This is a genomic window from Streptomyces sp. NPDC040622, assembly GCF_055593965.1.
Map to the genome: position 1 here is coordinate 299776 of NZ_JBVIXD010000010.1, position 15422 is coordinate 315197.

Genomic DNA, 15422 nt, shown 5'->3' on the forward strand with positions numbered 1-15422 from the left:
CGGCCCGCCGAGGCGTCCGCGGCCTGCCGAGCCCCGGTTTCGGGCGGCGGCTTGGGGCGTGCGGTCGCGGGCGGCAGGCAGAGCCTCGGACGCGGCCGACGGCTCAGATGTGGCCCACGCCCGCACCGGCCTCGGCGTTGACGCCGCGCTTGGTCAGGAACGCGACGAAGACCGCGACCACGGCCACTCCGGTGGCGACCAGGCAGGCCATGCCCATGCCCGACATGAAGGTGTCGTGCGCGACCGAGGTGATCTGGTCGGCGATCGACGCCGGTGCCTTCGGCGGAACCGGCGCCACACCGACCTGGACGGCCTCCGCGGCCTTGTCGAGCTGGGCCTCGCTCATCGGCGGGAGCTTCGCATCGGCCCAGTTGTCGGGCAGGTCGCTGTCGACCTTCGAGGCCATGACGGCGCCGAGGACGGCCGTGCCGAGGCTGCCGCCGATCTGCATGGCGGCCTGCTGGAGGCCGCCTGCGACACCGGAGAGCTCCATCGGCGCGTTGCCCACGATGACCTCCGTCGCACCGACCATGACCGGGGCGAGGCCGAGGCCGAGGAGCGCGAACCAGATCGACATGAGGCCGCTGCCGGTCCCCGCCTCCAGCGTGGACATGCCGTACATGGCGACGGCGGTGCAGAGCATGCCGCCGGCCAGCGGGATCCGCGGACCCACCTTGGTGATCATCGCGCCGGCCAGCGGCGAGCCCACGATCATCATTCCGGTGAGCGGCAGCAGGTGCAGACCACTGTCGACGGGGCTCATCCCGTGCACGTTCTGCAGGTAGAAGGTGACGAAGAAAAGGCCGCCCATGAAGGCGATGGCCATGAGCACCATCAGGACCACACCGGCGGACAGCGCCACGGAACGGAACAGGGCCAGCGGGATGAGCGGTTCCGCGACCTTCGACTCCCAGACCGCGAAGAGCACGAAGCTCAGCACGGAGACGCCGATGAACGTCCAGGTCATGCCGTCGCCCCAGCCCCACGCCGGGGCCTTGATGAGCGCCCAGACCAGGCAGAACATGGCCGCCGACAGCAGCACGATGCCGACGATGTCGAAGGACCTGGGGGCGTTCTCGGCACGGTGGTCCTTGAGGATGACCACGCCGAGGACGACGGCGATGATGCCGACCGGCACGTTGATGAAGAAGACGGACTGCCAGCTGACGTGCTGGACGAGGAGGCCGCCGAGGATCGGGCCGCCTGCCGTGGACGCGCCGATCACCATGCCCCAGATACCGATGGCCATGTTGAGCTTCTCGGCCGGGAACGTGGCCCGGAGGAGGCCGAGCGCGGCGGGCATCAGCAGCGCGCCGAAGAGCCCCTGAAGCACGCGGAAGGTGACCACCAGCGCGATGCTGTCCGACAGGCCGATGGCTCCGGAGGCGGCGGCGAAGCCGACGACGCCTATGAGGAAGGTCTGGCGGTGGCCGAAACGGTCACCCAGCTTGCCCGCCGTGATCAGCGCGACGGCGAGGGCGAGGAAGTAACCGTTGGTGATCCACTGGACGTCCGCGAAGGTGGCGCCCAGGTCCTTCTGGATCGCCGGGTTGGCGATGGCCACGATGGTGCCGTCCAGGGCGACCATCATCACGCCGATCGCGACGGCGAAAAGTGTCAGCCAAGGGTGGCCGCGGAGCCCCTTGGCCGGGGCCGGCACGGACACGGGCTCCGGTGCCTTGTCCGCCTTGTCGACGGTGGTCTGACTAGTCATGCGCCGAGGCTAGTGACAGCGACTGACAGTTGACAAACAAATTCACAAGTCGGTAACTGTCACGTTGCTCACAGGTATGGTGAACTGGGAAAACGGCAGAGAAGAGGGCCACGGTGTGAAGACCACGCAGCGAGCGACGGACTCCCCGGCGGCCATGCCGGAGGACTCCGAGGACCCGGAGAGCTCCGAGAACACCCAGGACACCGAGGGCACCGAGGACACCGCCCACGGGCCCACCAGGCCCGGACTGCGCGAGCGCAAGAAGCAGCGCACCCGGGACGCGCTCCTGCGCGTGGCGCTCGAACTCTTCACGACCAAGGGGTACGAGGAGACGACTGTCGACGAGATCGCCGAGGCCGTCGACGTCTCCCAGCGCACGTTCTTCCGATACTTCGCCAACAAGCAGGAAGCCGCCTTCGCGGTCCAGGAGATGGTGGAGGCCCGGTTCGTCCAGGCCGTGCGGGACCGCCCTGCCCACGAAGGCCCTCTCGCGGCACTGCGCAGCGCCGTCCTCGGCACCTGGGAGGCGATAGGGCAGTCCATCGAGGAAGTCGTCCCTGTCGAACTCCACATGCGCATCTACCAGGTGATCGAGTCGACGCCGACCCTGCTCGCCTATCACCTGCGCCGCTCCATCGAGATGGAGGACGAGGTCGCCCGCGTGATCGCCGAGCGCGAGGGGCTCGACCTGGACAGCGACCCGCGCCCGCGCGTGGCGGTCGCCGCCTTCAGCGGCGTCATGCGGGTCACGGGACGGATGTGGGGTGCGGGAGGGGACATCACGCCGGAGTCGATCCGCGCGCTCACGGAGCAGTATCTCGACCACCTGGGACCCGCGTTGGCCGAGGACTGGCGCGGGCAGCCGTCACCCCAGGCTCCCTGAACGACCTGAGCTCCAACGGCCCTCAGGCCCCTTCCAGCCCTCTCCCCCTGGGTCCGCCGAACGTCATCCAACCGACGGAGTTCACCCGTGCGTTAAGCGACGACTTCCACACCCCGCGTCACCGTCCGCTCTGTTGCGTCGCGCCGACACACCGCCTACGGAGCGTCACGAAATGACGGAAGATGTGTCGTCTTTGCCTCAATTACCCCTACAGAAACGTGATGTGCCTCACGCGATGCACGGGAGGCATCACGATTCTCCTAGGGTGTCCCGTAGTGACTTCCTTCGACTCCTCCCCTCAACTCAACGCCTGGCGCGCTCTGCTCGCGCTCGCCGTCGTGTTCGTCATGCTGGCGACCACCGGCTGGACCGCCGTGCGCCACAACAGAGGCGACGCGTCGCCTCTGCAGACCGCACTCTCCGCCTGGGAGCGGGGGAGCATAGACGGGCGCGCGCTGCCCGACCCGGACGCTCCGTCCGGGCGTCTCGCCCACTTCTTCGCGTCGCTCGACACGCAGCAGGCCAACAGGCTCGCCGCCCGCTACCCACTCGCGGTAGGCAACATGAACGGCGCCCCGGCCGACCTGCGCTATCGCGCGAACCACATCGCCCTGGGACAGGCCCGCAAGGTCGAGCGTCAACGCATGCACGACAAACGCCTCTCGCCTTTGGGGCAGCAGGAGGCCGAGCGCAGGATGAAGCGCTTCGGGGTCATGATGCGCCCCGGGCGCCAGGTCTTCGCCTTCGACCCGATGGGCTCCGGGCGCATGGCGGAAGTCTTCGGGGACCTCGACAAGGCCCGTCGTGTCTCGGTCGTGGTGCCCGGTGTCGACACCAATGTGCTGACCTTCGAGCGGACGTTCCGCAAGTACTCGGCGCCGGTGGGCATGGCGAAATCGCTCTACCGCGCGGAGCGCGCCGCGAACCCGCACACGCGTACCGCCGTGATCGCCTGGGCCGACTACACCGCGCCCGTCGGGATCGGCGTGGACGCGGCCACGTCCATGCGCGCCGAGGACGGCGCGCCGCGGCTGAACGCCATGGTGCGCGGCCTGCCCGGCCGCACGCCGGTCGCGCTGTACTGCCACAGCTACGGCTCCGTGGTGTGCGGCGTGGCGGCGCGAACGCTGCCCCCGCGGGTCACCGACATCGCGGTGGCGGGCAGCCCCGGCATGCGCGCCGACTCGGCCGCACAGTTGGGTACGGCCGCCCGGATCTGGGCCACCCGGGACAGCGACGACTGGATCCAGGACGTGCCGAACATGGAGTTCGGCGGGCTTGGCCACGGCGCCGACCCGGTGTCCGGCGGCTTCGGTGCGCGCGTCCTGTCCGCGGCCGGCGCACGGGGGCACACCGGCTATTTCGAGCCGGGCACGGAGAGCCTCCGCAACTTCGCGGAAATCGGTACGGGTTCGTACCACGGAGTGACCTGCGCGAGCCACGGCGACGCCTGCCGGAAGGGTTCTTCCGGCTCGGCAGCGGCCTGACGCGCGTAGAAATCGACGAAACAGCGGGACGCCGCAGGAGGGACGGGGGCGCGCGTGCCGCCTACGATGAGCCGCATGGGTGACGTACTGGCCGGATTTCATGCCGCCTGGGAGTTCAAGTCCGACTCCGTGCTCATCCGCTTCGAACGGGGAATCCGCACGCCGAAGCTCTTCCAGGCTCTCGGTGAACGGCGCATCCCGCATGAGGCGATCGCGGCGGTGACTCTCTCCCCGGGCAAACGCGGGACGGTGGTTCTGCATGCCGTACCGAGACCGGGCGCCGATCCTCTGATGGAGGCCGCGGCGGGGCAGCTCAAGGAGAGCGGTGACCCGTACCGCCTCGTGCTGCCGGCCGAGCGGGAGACGCTCGCCGAGTACTACGCGGACGAGCTGCGGGCGCAGCTCGCCCCGGACGACGGTGAGCCGTCCGATCGCTATCTGGTGGCCGCTCCCGAGACGCCCCAGCAGTTCAAGGCGTACGACGGCAAGGCGTCCTTCGACGGCAAGCTGGTGTCCTTCCGCTGGTTCTGGACGGGCGCCTCGTCGGCGAAATGGAAGGCCGGCGACCAGAGCTTCCCCGTCACCGACCTGTGCGGCATCGAATGGCGCTCCCCGGAGGTGTTCGAGGGCCATCTGCGGCTGCTGCGCCGCGAGACCCCCCTGGCCCAGCCCGCGCAGGCCGACCAGGATCCGGCGGCCGTCGTCTTCGGCCTCGGCTACGGCCCGGTCCACGAGTCACTGCCGTTCGCCGCCTCGGTCCTCGCGGCGGTGAAGGCGTCGGGGCCCGCCCAGCTCTCCGACGGCGTCGGCACGGGCTCCCCCACGGCCACGGCCGTGCGGCGGGATCCGGCGGACATCGCGGACCGCATCCGGCACCTGGGTGAGCTGCACCAGGCGGGCCTGCTCACGGACGAAGAGTTCACGACGAAGAAGGCCGAGCTGCTGGCGGAGCTCTGACCCGTACGGTGCGGGGGCCGCAACCCGCACCGCGGGCGGGCGGTGTCTCGTGTCGCGTGGGGCTCTGCTGCGAGGGCTGTGCCCGTGCGCGAGCGGCGGGCGGCGAGCGACGGGCGTGCGGCGCGGGAGCGTCGCCGGAGCCATCCGTGAGGGCCACTCCTGATACCGCGGTACGGGGTCGATCCAGCTCCCCGGTATGACGTCACGCCGACTGCTTCACGCCTACGCTGATCAGGCCATGAGCAGCGCATCGATACCTCCCGACCAAGAGCCACGCCGTCCGGCGCACGAGCCGGCCGGTCACCCGGCCGCCTTCTTCCGCCGTGCCGCCCTCCGCCGTGCCGCCACGGCCGTCCGCGACGGCCTGCACGCGGCGGGAGCCGCGCTGTCGGAGCCCGCAGAACCGTCCGAGCCGCTGCTCGCGCACGCCTCCAACCGCTGGGTGCGGAGACTGCCGCTGCTGATCGCCGCCTGCTTCGTCGCCGTCCTCATCCCGGTCACCGTCCAGGTCCTCACGCACGACTACGGCGTCGACGGCGGCCTGGCCGGTGCCCTGGGCGTCGCCCAGTCCGCGCCCCTGCTCCTCGCGGTCGTCCGGCCGCTTCCGGCGTGGTGGATCGTGATCGTCGCGGACGTCCTCGGGTCCATCGCCGCGATGGCCTCCGATCCCGACCGCCCCGCGCCCTGGACCCCCATGATCATCGTGGGCTATCTGGTCGTCTGCTGCGCGCTGTCCCTGCGGCAGAGCCGCCGCACCCTCCTCGGCATCTGGCTGATCACCGTGGCATCCGGGCTGGTGCTCGGCATGTACCGCGGCAAGGAGAGCCAGGACACCGGCGTGCTCCTGACCGTGCTCAGCGGGGCGGTGCTGCTGCTGGGCGCGCTGCTGCGCGAGCGCGGCGACGCCCGGCGCAGGCTCGTCGAGCAGGAGACCATCAGCGAGACCGAGCGCGCCCAGCGCACCCTCCTTGAGGAACGGGCCCGCATCGCTCGCGAGTTGCACGACGTCGTCGCCCACCACATGTCGGTCATCACCATCCAGGCCGACTCCGCGCCCTACCGGCTCGACGGCCTTCCCGCCGCGGCGCGCGAGGAGTTCGGGAGCATAGCGGCGAGCGCCCGGGAGTCCCTCACCGAGATGCGGCGGCTGCTCGCCGTGCTGCGCAGCGAGGGGGCGAACGGCGAGCGGGCGCCCCAGCCGGGACTCGACAGGCTGCCGCACCTGGTCGAGGCCACGGTGCGGGCCGGCATACCGATCGACCTGTCACGTCCGGAGCTGGCGATCCTCAGGCAACTGGCCAAGGTGACCCCGGCCGTGGACCTGTCCGCGTACCGCATCGTCCAGGAAGCGCTGTCGAACGTGATGCGTCACGCGCCAGGCGCACCCACCAAGATCACTCTGACCCTGGACCCGGAGCACCTCCTGATCCTCGTCGTCAACGGCCCGTCCACAGAGCCCTCCTCGCCGCTGGAGGGCAGCGGCACGGGACACGGCCTCGTCGGCATGCGCGAACGCGTACGGTTGGTCGGCGGCACGGTCGACGTCGGTCCGCTGCCCGACGGCGGCTTCCGTGTGGCCGCCCGTCTCCCTCTCATCCCGAAGGAATCCGGCACCGCATGACCATCCGCGTGATCATCGTCGACGACCAGGCCATGGTGCGCGCGGGGTTCGCCGCACTGCTCGCGGCGCAGAGCGACATCGACGTCGTGGGTGAGGCGCCGGACGGCAGGAAGGGCATCGAGGTCAGCCGCAGCACCCATCCCGACGTCGTGCTGATGGACGTCCGCATGCCGGAGCTGGACGGACTCGGCGCGGCCCGCGCCCTGTTGGACCCGCCGCCGGGCGTGGTGCACCGGCCCAAGGTGCTCATGCTGACCACCTTCGACGTGGACGACTACGTGTACGAGGCGCTGCGTGCCGGCGCCTCCGGTTTCCTGCTCAAGGACGCGCCGCCCGCCGATCTCATCTCGGCCGTCCGCGTGGTGGCGGCCGGCGAGGCGCTGCTCGCGCCGTCGGTGACCCGCCGCCTGATCGCCGACTTCGCCAAACAGCGGACGACACCGCGCAGCGACGCGTCCCTCCGCCTCAACGGCCTGACGCCGCGTGAGACCGAGGTACTGGTGCTGATCGCCCGCGGCCTGTCCAACCAGGAGATCGCCGAACGGCTGGTACTCGCCGAGCAGACCGTGAAGACCCACATCGGCCGTGTGCTCAACAAGCTGGACCTGCGGGACCGCGCCCAAGCCGTGATCTTCGCCTATGAGTCGGGCCTGGTCACTCCCGGCGAGCAGTAGCCACCCCCCCTACCTCGGTATCACCACGGCATACCCCGGTATCACCTGAGAGTTGGCTCCGCGGTGTGACGTGCCGCCGCACACCGTCTTCCTACCTTTCCCTTCGTCAGGCCAGAGCGCGCCACGAAGCGGGGAGGAAGACGAGCCATGGGGCTTCGATCCTGGAGAGCACGGAGCAAGAGGGCGCTCGTCGCAGCCTCACTCATGACGACGGTCGTCGTCGGCACGGCAGGCTGGGCCGTCGGCAATGAACAGCAGCCGCTCACGGGCCCGCCGCCCGGCACCAGTTCCTGGCGCGCGGACGAAGTGCGGGGCGAGCGGCTGCCGGACCCGGTGGCCGCGACACCCACCCGGATCGCCGCGTTCTTCGACTCGTTGAGCGAAGCTCAGCGTCAGCGTCTCGTGGCACGCCACCCCTCGGTCGTCGGGAATCTGGACGGCGCCCCCGCCTCCCTGCGTTACGAGGCCAACTCCCTTTACCTGCGCGCCGAGCGCACCCGCGAGAAGGTCCGGTCGACCGACCCCGGCCTCACCCTGCAGGATCACGACCAGGCCCGCGCGCTGGTCGCCCGCTACGACGAGCTGCTGACGCCCGGCCGTCAGATACTGGCGTTCGACCCGCGCGGGCGCGGCCAAGTCGCCGAGGTATACGGAGACTTGGCGACTGCCGGGCACGTCTCCGTCGTCGTACCGGGCTCCGACATCGACCTGAGCACCTTCGACCGCGCCCGCGACACGTACGGCACGCCGGCCGGGATGGGCCGCTCCCTGCGCGCGGCGACGGGCGCGAGCACCGCCGTGGTGGCCTGGGTGGGATACACCACCCCGGTCGGCCTCGGCCCCGACGCCGCCACGGGACGGCTGGCAGCGGCAGGGGCGCCGCGCCTCGCGCGCTTCACCCAGGGCCTGACGGCGTCCGGCACGCCGCGCCCCGCCGTGTTCTGCCACAGCTACGGCTCGGTGGTGTGCGGCCTGGCCGCCCCACGCCTGGCCGCGTCCGACCTCGTGGTGCTCGGCTCCCCCGGCATGCGGGCGGACAGCGTGGCGGACCTGCACACCACCGCCCGCGTCTGGGCCGCGAAGGACGACAGCGACTGGATCGACAACGTGCCGAGCGTCGAGCTCTTCGGCCTCGGCCACGGCGCGGACCCGACCGGCCCCGACTTCGGCGCCCGCCGCGTCCCGGCCGAGCGGGCCGAGGGCCACACCGGCTACTTCGCCCCCGGCACCGACTCCCTGCGGACCTTCGCCCGCATCGCCGTCGGAGCCGACTCCCCCACCGGCAACCGAACCACCGGAGTACGGACATGAGCCTCCCCACCCTGAGTTCCCCAAGCTCGCGGAGCACCCAGAGTCCTCGGAGCGCGCGAAGTTCTCGGAGCTCCCGAAAGTCCCGGAGCGCGCTGAGACCACGGAACGCGCTGCGTGCCCTGCGCAGCACCGCGTCGGAGATCGACGTCAGGACTCCCTCCCATCGCGACCGGGCCGTGGACGGGCTGCGCGCCCTCGCCCTGCTCGCCGTGCCGACCGGGCACTGGCTCCTTGGCGGCTTCGGCCTCGACTCGGGCGGGGCGCTGCACAACGCCAGCCCCTTGGCCGCGTTCGGCTTCTTCGCCCCGCTCAGTTGGGTGCTGCAGATGCTGGGCATCTTCTTCCTGGTGGGCGGCTACGCTTCCGCGCTGTCCTACCGCCGGGCCGTGGCACGCGGCCGTTCGACCGGCGGCTGGCTGCGCGGGCGCCTCGCACGGCTCGGCCGCCCTGTCCTCGGGGTCACCGCCGTATGGGCGGCGCTCGTCCCGACGCTGTACGCCCTGGGCGTGCCGGGCACGACCCTGCACACCGCGTCGACGCTGGTCGTCCAACCCCTGTGGTTCGTGGGCGTCTATGCGGTGATCACGGCCCTCACCCCATGGTGCATCCGGGCGGCGGAACGGCTGGGGGCCTGGTCCGCGGCGCCGTTGCTCGGATCGGTGGCCGTCGTCGACCTCCTGCGCTACGGCCCGTTCGCGGCGGCCATGCCGTCCTGGCTGAGCCTGCTGAATCTGCTGCCGGGCTGGCTGTTCGCCTATCAGCTGGGCGTCAGCTGGGGCGAGAAGAAGCTGGGCAGGCGCGGCGCGTGGTTCCTGCTCGCCGGCGGATCCGCGCTCTTCGCCGCGCTGCTCCTCGTCTTCCACTATCCGGCGTCGATGGTCGGCGTCCCGGGCGAGGCCCGCACGAACTCCCATCCCCCGTCGCTCCTGGTCCTCGCCCTCGCCGGGGCACAGAGCGGTGCGGCGATCCTGCTGCGGGACCGCATCGGCAGGCTGCTGCGCCGCCCCGCCCTGTGGGCGCCGGTCGTCGTCATCAACCTCTCGGCGATGACGATCCTGTGCTGGCACCAGACGGCGCTGCTCGCGGCGGCGGTTCCCGGCTCGTTCCTCGGCGCGGTGCCGGGGTTGACCACGAGTCCCGACACGCTCGGCTGGACAGCCGCGCGCGTCGCCTGGCTTCCCGTCTTCGCGGGGTTGCTGGTGCTGATAGGCCGGTACGCCCGCGGGTTCGAGGCCCCCTGGAAGCGGGCGACCGGCGCCCGACGGGCGCTGGCCGGATTGCTGGCGGCCGGGTTCGCGGTGTTCGCCCTGGGGCTGACGTGACGGGCACCGGATCGAGCTTCCGCGGCCCGGCCCCGGACGCCGCCCCAGACGCAGCACCAGCACCAGCCCCAAGCGCCGACGCAACCCCAGCCCCAGCCCCAGCCAAGAACGAGGGCGGGAGCGAGAGCGGGAGAGGGAGAGGGAGCGAGAGCGGGAGAGGAGACGAACGGTGGCGCGTCGGGCTACTCGCGGCCGACCGAGGTGGAGGTCATGTCGGCATACCGGTCCCCCGCGACGGCGGCGGCGATCGGGGCCAGCAGGGCGAGGTCCTCGTCGGTGAGGGTGATGCGGGTGGCCGCGGTGTTCTCCTCGACGCGGGTGGGCCTGCGCGTGCCGGGGATCGGGACGACGGGCAGGTGGTGGACCGCGGCCTGCTGCTGGACCCAGGCAAGGGCGACCTGCCCGAGGCTCGCCCCGTGGGCGTCGGCGACGGTGCGGACGGGGTCCAGGAGAGCGGCGTTGGCGGTGGCGTTGGCGCCGGTGAAGCGAGGCTGCTGCCGGCGGAAGTCGTCCTCGCCGAGCTCCTTGTCCGCGCTGACGAACGAGCCGGTGAGGAAACCTCGGCCGAGCGGCGAGTAGGGCACGAGGGCCACTCCCAGTTCGGCGGCGGTGGGCACCACGCCCTGCTCGATGTCGCGGCTGAAGAGCGACCACTCCGACTGGACGGCGGCCACGGGGTGGACGGCGTGCGCGGCCCGCAGTTCGGCGCCGGTCACCTCGCTCAGGCCGAGGTGCTTGACCTTGCCCGCGGCGACGAGCTCGGCCATGACCCCGACCGTCTCCTCGATCGGCACGGCCGGGTCGCGGCGGTGCATGTAATAGAGGTCGATGACGTCCGTGCCCAGGCGGCGCAGGCTGGCGTCGACGCTGGAGCGTATGTACTCCGGCGAGTTGTCGATGCGCCGCTTCGTCGGCTCGGCCGGGTCGATGCCGAGGGCGAACTTGGTGGCGAGGACGATCTCGTCGCGGTGCGCCTTGAGGAAGGGCGCCAGGAACCTCTCGTTCTCGCCCATGCCGTAGACGTCGGCGGTGTCGAAGAGGGTGACGCCCAGTTCGAGGGCGCGGTCCAGGGTGGCCGTGGCCTCGCCGGTGTCCGTGGGGCCGTAGGCGAAGCTCATGCCCATGCAGCCGAGGCCCTGGAGGCCGACCTCGGGCCCGCCGGCCCCGAGCCGCACCGTCCCCAGCCGGGCGGAAGAGCCGACGGAGACAGCAGAAGCAGAGGAGGTGGAGGGGGTGGAGGAGGTAGCGGGGTTTTCGGCAGTCATCAGTGTCAGGGCCTCTCTGACGCCTTCCGGGCGCCCGCGTACGTGTCGATCTTGTAGTCGAGGACGGCGAGGGTGTCGTTGAGCTCCGCGATGCGGGTGCGGACGTCGCGCCGGGTCTGCTCCAGGAGTTCCTGACGTTCGGCGAAGGTGTGCTCGCCCTCGCGCACCAGCTCCGCGTAACGGACCATGTCCGCGACCGGCATGCCCGTCAGGCGCAGCTTGCCGACGAAGGCGAGCCAGTCCAGGTCGCGGTTGCGGTAGCGGCGCTGGCCCGTGTGGGAGCGGTCGATGTGCGGCATCAGGCCGATCCGCTCGTACCAGCGCAGGGTGTAGGCGGTGAGGCCGGTGAAGGCGGCGACTTCGCTGATCGTGTAGTGGTCCTGGCCGTCCGGCCTCCGGGGCCGGGCGGGTGCCGGGGCACAGACATGGGCCCCGCGTGCCGGGCGGGTCGGCGCGCTGCTCGTCTCGATCACCGTCATGCCCCTCACGCTAGAACCTTGGAGTGCACTCCAAGCAAGCAGATTCGGAGGACGCCGTTGGATCCGGAGGGAAATTCGGGAGACGTCTCACCTCGTGGTCACTACCGTCCCGGGCATGAGTCTCGTACGCCGTGCCACGCCAGAGGACGCCGAGGAACTGATCAGGCTGCGGCAGGTGATGATCGATTCGGTGTTCGCCGCCCGCTCCGGGGCCGAGTCCGACACCAGCTGGCATGCCGAGTCCGTGACGACCGTGCGGAAGCGGCTCGGGGAGCCCGAGGGGGACTTCGTGGCGTTCGTCGTCGACCATCCGGAGCGGCCGGGTGGCCTCGCGGCGCTGGTGGTGGGGACGCTGGAGTACCGGATCGGACGGTTGGGCAATCCGCACGGCCGGGTCGGCCATGTTTTCAGTGTCGCCACCGATCCCGACCAGCGACGCAAGGGGCATGCGCGGGCGTGCATGGAGTCGCTGCTGGAGTGGTTCCGCGAGCGCGGGGCGGCGAGCGTGGACCTCAACGCGTCCGCGGAGGCGGAGCCGCTGTACGTCTCGCTCGGCTTCACGCGCAAGCCCGACCCCTCGATGCGGCTGAACCTGTGAGGCGCTGGGCGGCCGAACCCGCAAGGCGCGCGGCGACTGTGCCGGTAAAGCCCCCGGGGTGGCTGAGGGCCCTGGGGCCCTGGGGCCCTGGGGGCGGCCGTACCCATAGGGCCCTCTGGGGGCCCTGAGTGCTCTGGGGGGCGACCGTACCCATAGGGCGCTTGGCGGTCGAGTCGGTGGGGCGCTTAGGCTCGGGGCATGCAGAGCCTGGCGTTGATCGAGAACTGGCCGGTCCCCACCGCCGCGGCGGCCGTCGTCCGAGCGGACGGCACCGTGGTCGGGACGCACGGCCCCACGGACCGGCGTTTCGCCCTCGCCTCGGTCACCAAGCTCCTCGCCTCGTACGCGGCGCTCGTCGCGTACGAAGAGGGGGCGATCGAGCTCGACGAGGCGGCCGGGCCCGAGGGGTCGACGGTGCGGCACCTGCTCGCGCACTCCAGCGGGCTGGCGTTCGACGAGCACCGGGTGACGTCGGAGCCGGGGACGCGGCGGCTGTACTCGAACGCGGGGTTCGAGGTGCTGGGGGATCACATCGCCAAGGCGACGGACATTCCCTTCGCGGAGTACCTGCGCCAGGCGGTCCTCGTACCGCTGGGGATGACCTCCACCGCGCTCGAAGGGGGCCTCTCGCCCGCCAAGGACGGGGTGTCGACGGTCGACGACCTGGTGCGGTTCGCGGCGGAGGTGCAGGCCCCACGGTTGCTCGACGCGCGGACGGTCGCGGCGGCGATGACCGTGACGTACCCGGGGCTGAAGGGCGTCCTGCCGGGGTACGGGCATCAGAACCCCAACGACTGGGGGCTCGGGTTCGAGATCCGGGACTCCAAGGAGCCGCACTGGACGGGGAGTTCGTCGTCGCCGCGGACGTTCGGGCACTTCGGGCAGGCGGGCACGTTCCTGTGGGTCGACCCGGATGCGGGGGCGGCCTGTGTCGCGCTCACCGACCGGCCCTTCGGACCGTGGGCGGCCGAGGTGTGGCCCCCGTTCACCGACGCGGTACTCGCCGGCCTCCGCGGTTGAGCACACCCCTCTCCCACCTCGTCTCCCACGCCTCCCACGTCGCCTCCCGCCTCGCCGGCCTCCGCGGCTGACGCCACGCCACTCGCCCAGCAGGACGCGGTCCCCTGCGTCCTACGACGCGTTCGCCCGCGTCCTACGACGCGTTCGCCATCTCCCAGACGAGGAGTTCCGCGGGGGCGTCCGAGGCCTCCGGGGCCACGGCCTCCAGTCCCGTCTCGTCGCTGATCCGGGCCGAGTCGCCGGGGCCAAGTCGGTGGTCGGCGAGGGCCAGTTCGCCGCGGACCACATGGACGTACACGAACGGCGCGTCCGGGAGGGCGAGCCGCTCGCCCGCGGCCGGGCGCCGCACATGGAGCAGGGCGCCGGCGCCGGGGACCGCGTACGGCGTGGAGTCGGCGATGCCGCGCACCACCTCGTAGGCGGGGTCGCCGCCCGGGGTGAGGGGGGCCAGCCACATCTGGACGAAGACGAGGGGGCCCGTGCCGTCATTGCGTTCCACATGGCGGACGCCGCCCGCGGCGGAGAGGTGCTGCACGTCGCCGGGGCGCACCCGTGACGCGTGGCCCGTCGAGTCGCGGTGGGTGAGCTCGCCCTCGACGACCCAGGTCACGATCTCGGTGTGGCTGTGCGGATGTTCGTCGAAGCCCGCGCCGGGGGCGAGCCGTTCTTCGTTGCAGGCCAGGACCGCGCCGAAGCGGAGGTTGTCGGGGTCGTAGTGCGGCCCGAAGGAGAAGGCGTGGGAGGACTCGATACCGGCCGCGGTCTCCCCGCCGCGGTACCGGTCGCCGGAGCGCCGTACATCAATCACGCACCCCACGGTAGCCCCGGCACCGCATCTCCCCGTCCCGATAAGGCAGTCTTGTCACGTGCCCGAACCCTCAGCGAACGAAGCCCATCAGGAGTCCGGCCAGGACGCCCGTCGGACCGCCCACGCCCACGCCGCGACCCTGAAGCGTCTGGAGAAGTCGTCCGGGAGTCTCGCGGCGCAGGCCATCGCGCGCATGGACGAGACGCTGTCCTGGTACCGGGCGATGCCGCCGGAGAATCGATCATGGATCGGCCTGGTCGCGCAGGCCGGTATCGCCGCGTTCACCGAGTGGTTCCGGTACCCGGACGCCCCGCAGGCCATCTCCACCGATGTCTTCGGGACCGCGCCCCGCGAGCTGACCAGGGCGATCACCCTGCGCCAGACCGTGGAGATGGTGCGTACGACGATCGAGGTGATGGAGTCCGCGATCGACGAGGTCGCCGCGCCCGGCGACGAGTCCGTGCTGCGCGAGGCGCTCCTCGTCTACGCCCGCGAGATCGCCTTCGCCACCGCGCAGGTGTACGCACAGGCCGCCGAGGCACGCGGTGCCTGGGACGCCCGTCTCGAATCGCTGGTCGTCAACGCGGTGCTGTCCGGGGAGGCCGACGAGGGGGCCGTCTCCCGCGCGGCCGCCCTCGGCTGGAACTCCCCCGAGCACGTCTGCGTGATCCTCGGCACCGCCCCCGACGGCGACAGCGAGCTCACCGTCGAGGCCATCCGCCGCGCCGCCCGGCACGCGAAGCTGCAGGTCCTCACCGGTGTTCTCGGTGACCGTCTGGTCGTCATCGCGGGCGGCAACGACAATCCGCTGCACGTCGCGAAGTCCCTGATCGGCCCGTACGCCGCCGGTCCCGTCGTGGCGGGCCCCATCGTTCCCGACCTGCTCGCCGCGACCCGCTCGGCGCAGGCCGCGGCCGCCGGGCTCAAGGCGAGCGCGGCCTGGCAGGACGCCCCGCGGCCCGTTCTCGCGGACGATCTGCTGCCGGAGCGGGCGATGGCCGGGGATCCGGCGGCCCGCGAGCAGCTGGTGGAGGAGATCTACAGACCGTTGGAGGAGGCGGGCTCCGCGCTCTTGGAGACGCTCAGCGTCTATCTGGAGCAGGCGAGCAGCCTCGAAGGGGCGGCCCGGATGCTCTTCGTGCACCCCAACACCGTGCGCTACCGGCTCCGACGTGTGACTGACGTCACCGGTTGGTCGCCTTCCGACGTGCGCTCCGCGTTCACTCTGCGTATCGCGCTGATCCTGGGGCGCCTGGCCGACGGAGATCCCCAGTCGTAGGGTT

14 protein-coding genes are annotated in these 15422 nt (G+C 71.5%); 10 read left to right on the forward strand and 4 right to left on the reverse strand.

What is annotated here, in order from left to right:
- Positions 1 to 103: 103 nt before the first annotated feature.
- Positions 104 to 1714, reverse strand: a complete 1611-nt coding sequence (locus ACZ592_RS29295; protein ID WP_471584654.1) for an MFS transporter — start codon at positions 1712 to 1714, stop codon at positions 104 to 106.
- Positions 1715 to 1829: 115 nt separating this feature from the next.
- Here ACZ592_RS29295 and ACZ592_RS29300 point away from each other — a divergent pair, with 115 nt between their 5' ends.
- The 7 genes from ACZ592_RS29300 (at position 1830) to ACZ592_RS29330 (ending at position 9969) form a co-directional block, all read left to right on the forward strand.
- Complete coding sequence (locus ACZ592_RS29300) at positions 1830 to 2597, forward strand: TetR/AcrR family transcriptional regulator (protein WP_471584655.1); 768 nt, start codon at positions 1830 to 1832, stop codon at positions 2595 to 2597.
- Between the two features lie 275 nt (positions 2598 to 2872).
- Entirely contained in the window at positions 2873 to 4084 is a 1212-nt protein-coding gene (locus tag ACZ592_RS29305) for an alpha/beta hydrolase (protein ID WP_471584656.1), read from the forward strand.
- 75 nt (positions 4085 to 4159) lie between these two features.
- Positions 4160 to 5041 carry a DUF4429 domain-containing protein gene (locus ACZ592_RS29310; protein WP_471584657.1) on the forward strand — a complete coding sequence of 294 codons (882 nt, stop codon included), beginning with the start codon at positions 4160 to 4162 and terminating at the stop codon, positions 5039 to 5041.
- A 238-nt stretch (positions 5042 to 5279) separates the two neighbouring features.
- Complete coding sequence (locus ACZ592_RS29315; protein WP_471584658.1) at positions 5280 to 6662, forward strand: sensor histidine kinase; 1383 nt, start codon at positions 5280 to 5282, stop codon at positions 6660 to 6662.
- Positions 6659 to 7336, forward strand: coding sequence for a response regulator (locus ACZ592_RS29320; RefSeq protein ID WP_471584659.1), 678 nt, complete (start codon positions 6659 to 6661; stop codon positions 7334 to 7336). The genes ACZ592_RS29315 and ACZ592_RS29320 overlap by 4 nt, the downstream gene beginning before the upstream one ends.
- Positions 7337 to 7540: 204 nt before the next feature.
- Entirely contained in the window at positions 7541 to 8647 is a 1107-nt protein-coding gene (locus tag ACZ592_RS29325; RefSeq protein WP_471584660.1) for an alpha/beta hydrolase, read from the forward strand.
- 176 nt (positions 8648 to 8823) lie between these two features.
- Positions 8824 to 9969, forward strand: coding sequence for an acyltransferase family protein (locus ACZ592_RS29330; protein WP_471584661.1), 1146 nt, complete (start codon positions 8824 to 8826; stop codon positions 9967 to 9969).
- Between the two features lie 182 nt (positions 9970 to 10151).
- Here ACZ592_RS29330 and ACZ592_RS29335 read toward each other — a convergent pair whose 3' ends face one another.
- Positions 10152 to 11234, reverse strand: coding sequence for an aldo/keto reductase (locus ACZ592_RS29335; RefSeq protein WP_471584662.1), 1083 nt, complete (start codon positions 11232 to 11234; stop codon positions 10152 to 10154).
- Between the two features lie 5 nt (positions 11235 to 11239).
- Positions 11240 to 11713: a MerR family transcriptional regulator gene (locus ACZ592_RS29340; RefSeq protein ID WP_471584663.1), complete on the reverse strand. Its 474-nt coding sequence runs from the start codon at positions 11711 to 11713 to the stop codon at positions 11240 to 11242.
- A 115-nt stretch (positions 11714 to 11828) separates the two neighbouring features.
- Between ACZ592_RS29340 and ACZ592_RS29345 the strand changes: the two genes are divergently transcribed.
- Together ACZ592_RS29345 and ACZ592_RS29350 are read left to right on the forward strand one after the other, a co-directional pair.
- Positions 11829 to 12311, forward strand: coding sequence for a GNAT family N-acetyltransferase (locus tag ACZ592_RS29345; RefSeq protein ID WP_471584664.1), 483 nt, complete (start codon positions 11829 to 11831; stop codon positions 12309 to 12311).
- A gap of 198 nt (positions 12312 to 12509) precedes the next feature.
- Positions 12510 to 13331 carry a serine hydrolase domain-containing protein gene (locus tag ACZ592_RS29350; protein WP_471584665.1) on the forward strand — a complete coding sequence of 274 codons (822 nt, stop codon included), beginning with the start codon at positions 12510 to 12512 and terminating at the stop codon, positions 13329 to 13331.
- Positions 13332 to 13464: 133 nt separating this feature from the next.
- On the opposite strand, the gene ACZ592_RS29355 is transcribed toward ACZ592_RS29350, so the two are convergent.
- A complete protein-coding gene (locus ACZ592_RS29355; RefSeq protein WP_471584666.1) occupies positions 13465 to 14139 on the reverse strand; it encodes a pirin family protein in 675 nt (224 codons plus the stop codon).
- Between the two features lie 58 nt (positions 14140 to 14197).
- Between ACZ592_RS29355 and ACZ592_RS29360 the strand changes: the two genes are divergently transcribed.
- The gene (locus tag ACZ592_RS29360; protein WP_471584667.1) at positions 14198 to 15418 is read left to right on the forward strand and encodes a PucR family transcriptional regulator; all 1221 of its coding nucleotides are present in this window, start codon (positions 14198 to 14200) and stop codon (positions 15416 to 15418) included.
- Positions 15419 to 15422: the final 4 nt, after the last annotated feature.

Coding starts and splice junctions, on each gene's coding strand:
- ACZ592_RS29320 (WP_471584659.1), top strand. CDS start 6,659: ATGACCATCCGCGTGATCATCGTCGACGACCAGGCCATGGTGCGCGCG.
- ACZ592_RS29315 (WP_471584658.1), top strand. CDS start 5,280: ATGAGCAGCGCATCGATACCTCCCGACCAAGAGCCACGCCGTCCGGCG.
- ACZ592_RS29335 (WP_471584662.1), bottom strand. CDS start 11,234: ATGACTGCCGAAAACCCCGCTACCTCCTCCACCCCCTCCACCTCCTCT.
- ACZ592_RS29295 (WP_471584654.1), bottom strand. CDS start 1,714: ATGACTAGTCAGACCACCGTCGACAAGGCGGACAAGGCACCGGAGCCC.
- ACZ592_RS29345 (WP_471584664.1), top strand. CDS start 11,829: ATGAGTCTCGTACGCCGTGCCACGCCAGAGGACGCCGAGGAACTGATC.
- ACZ592_RS29350 (WP_471584665.1), top strand. CDS start 12,510: ATGCAGAGCCTGGCGTTGATCGAGAACTGGCCGGTCCCCACCGCCGCG.
- ACZ592_RS29325 (WP_471584660.1), top strand. CDS start 7,541: ATGACGACGGTCGTCGTCGGCACGGCAGGCTGGGCCGTCGGCAATGAA.
- ACZ592_RS29340 (WP_471584663.1), bottom strand. CDS start 11,713: ATGACGGTGATCGAGACGAGCAGCGCGCCGACCCGCCCGGCACGCGGG.
- ACZ592_RS29310 (WP_471584657.1), top strand. CDS start 4,160: ATGGGTGACGTACTGGCCGGATTTCATGCCGCCTGGGAGTTCAAGTCC.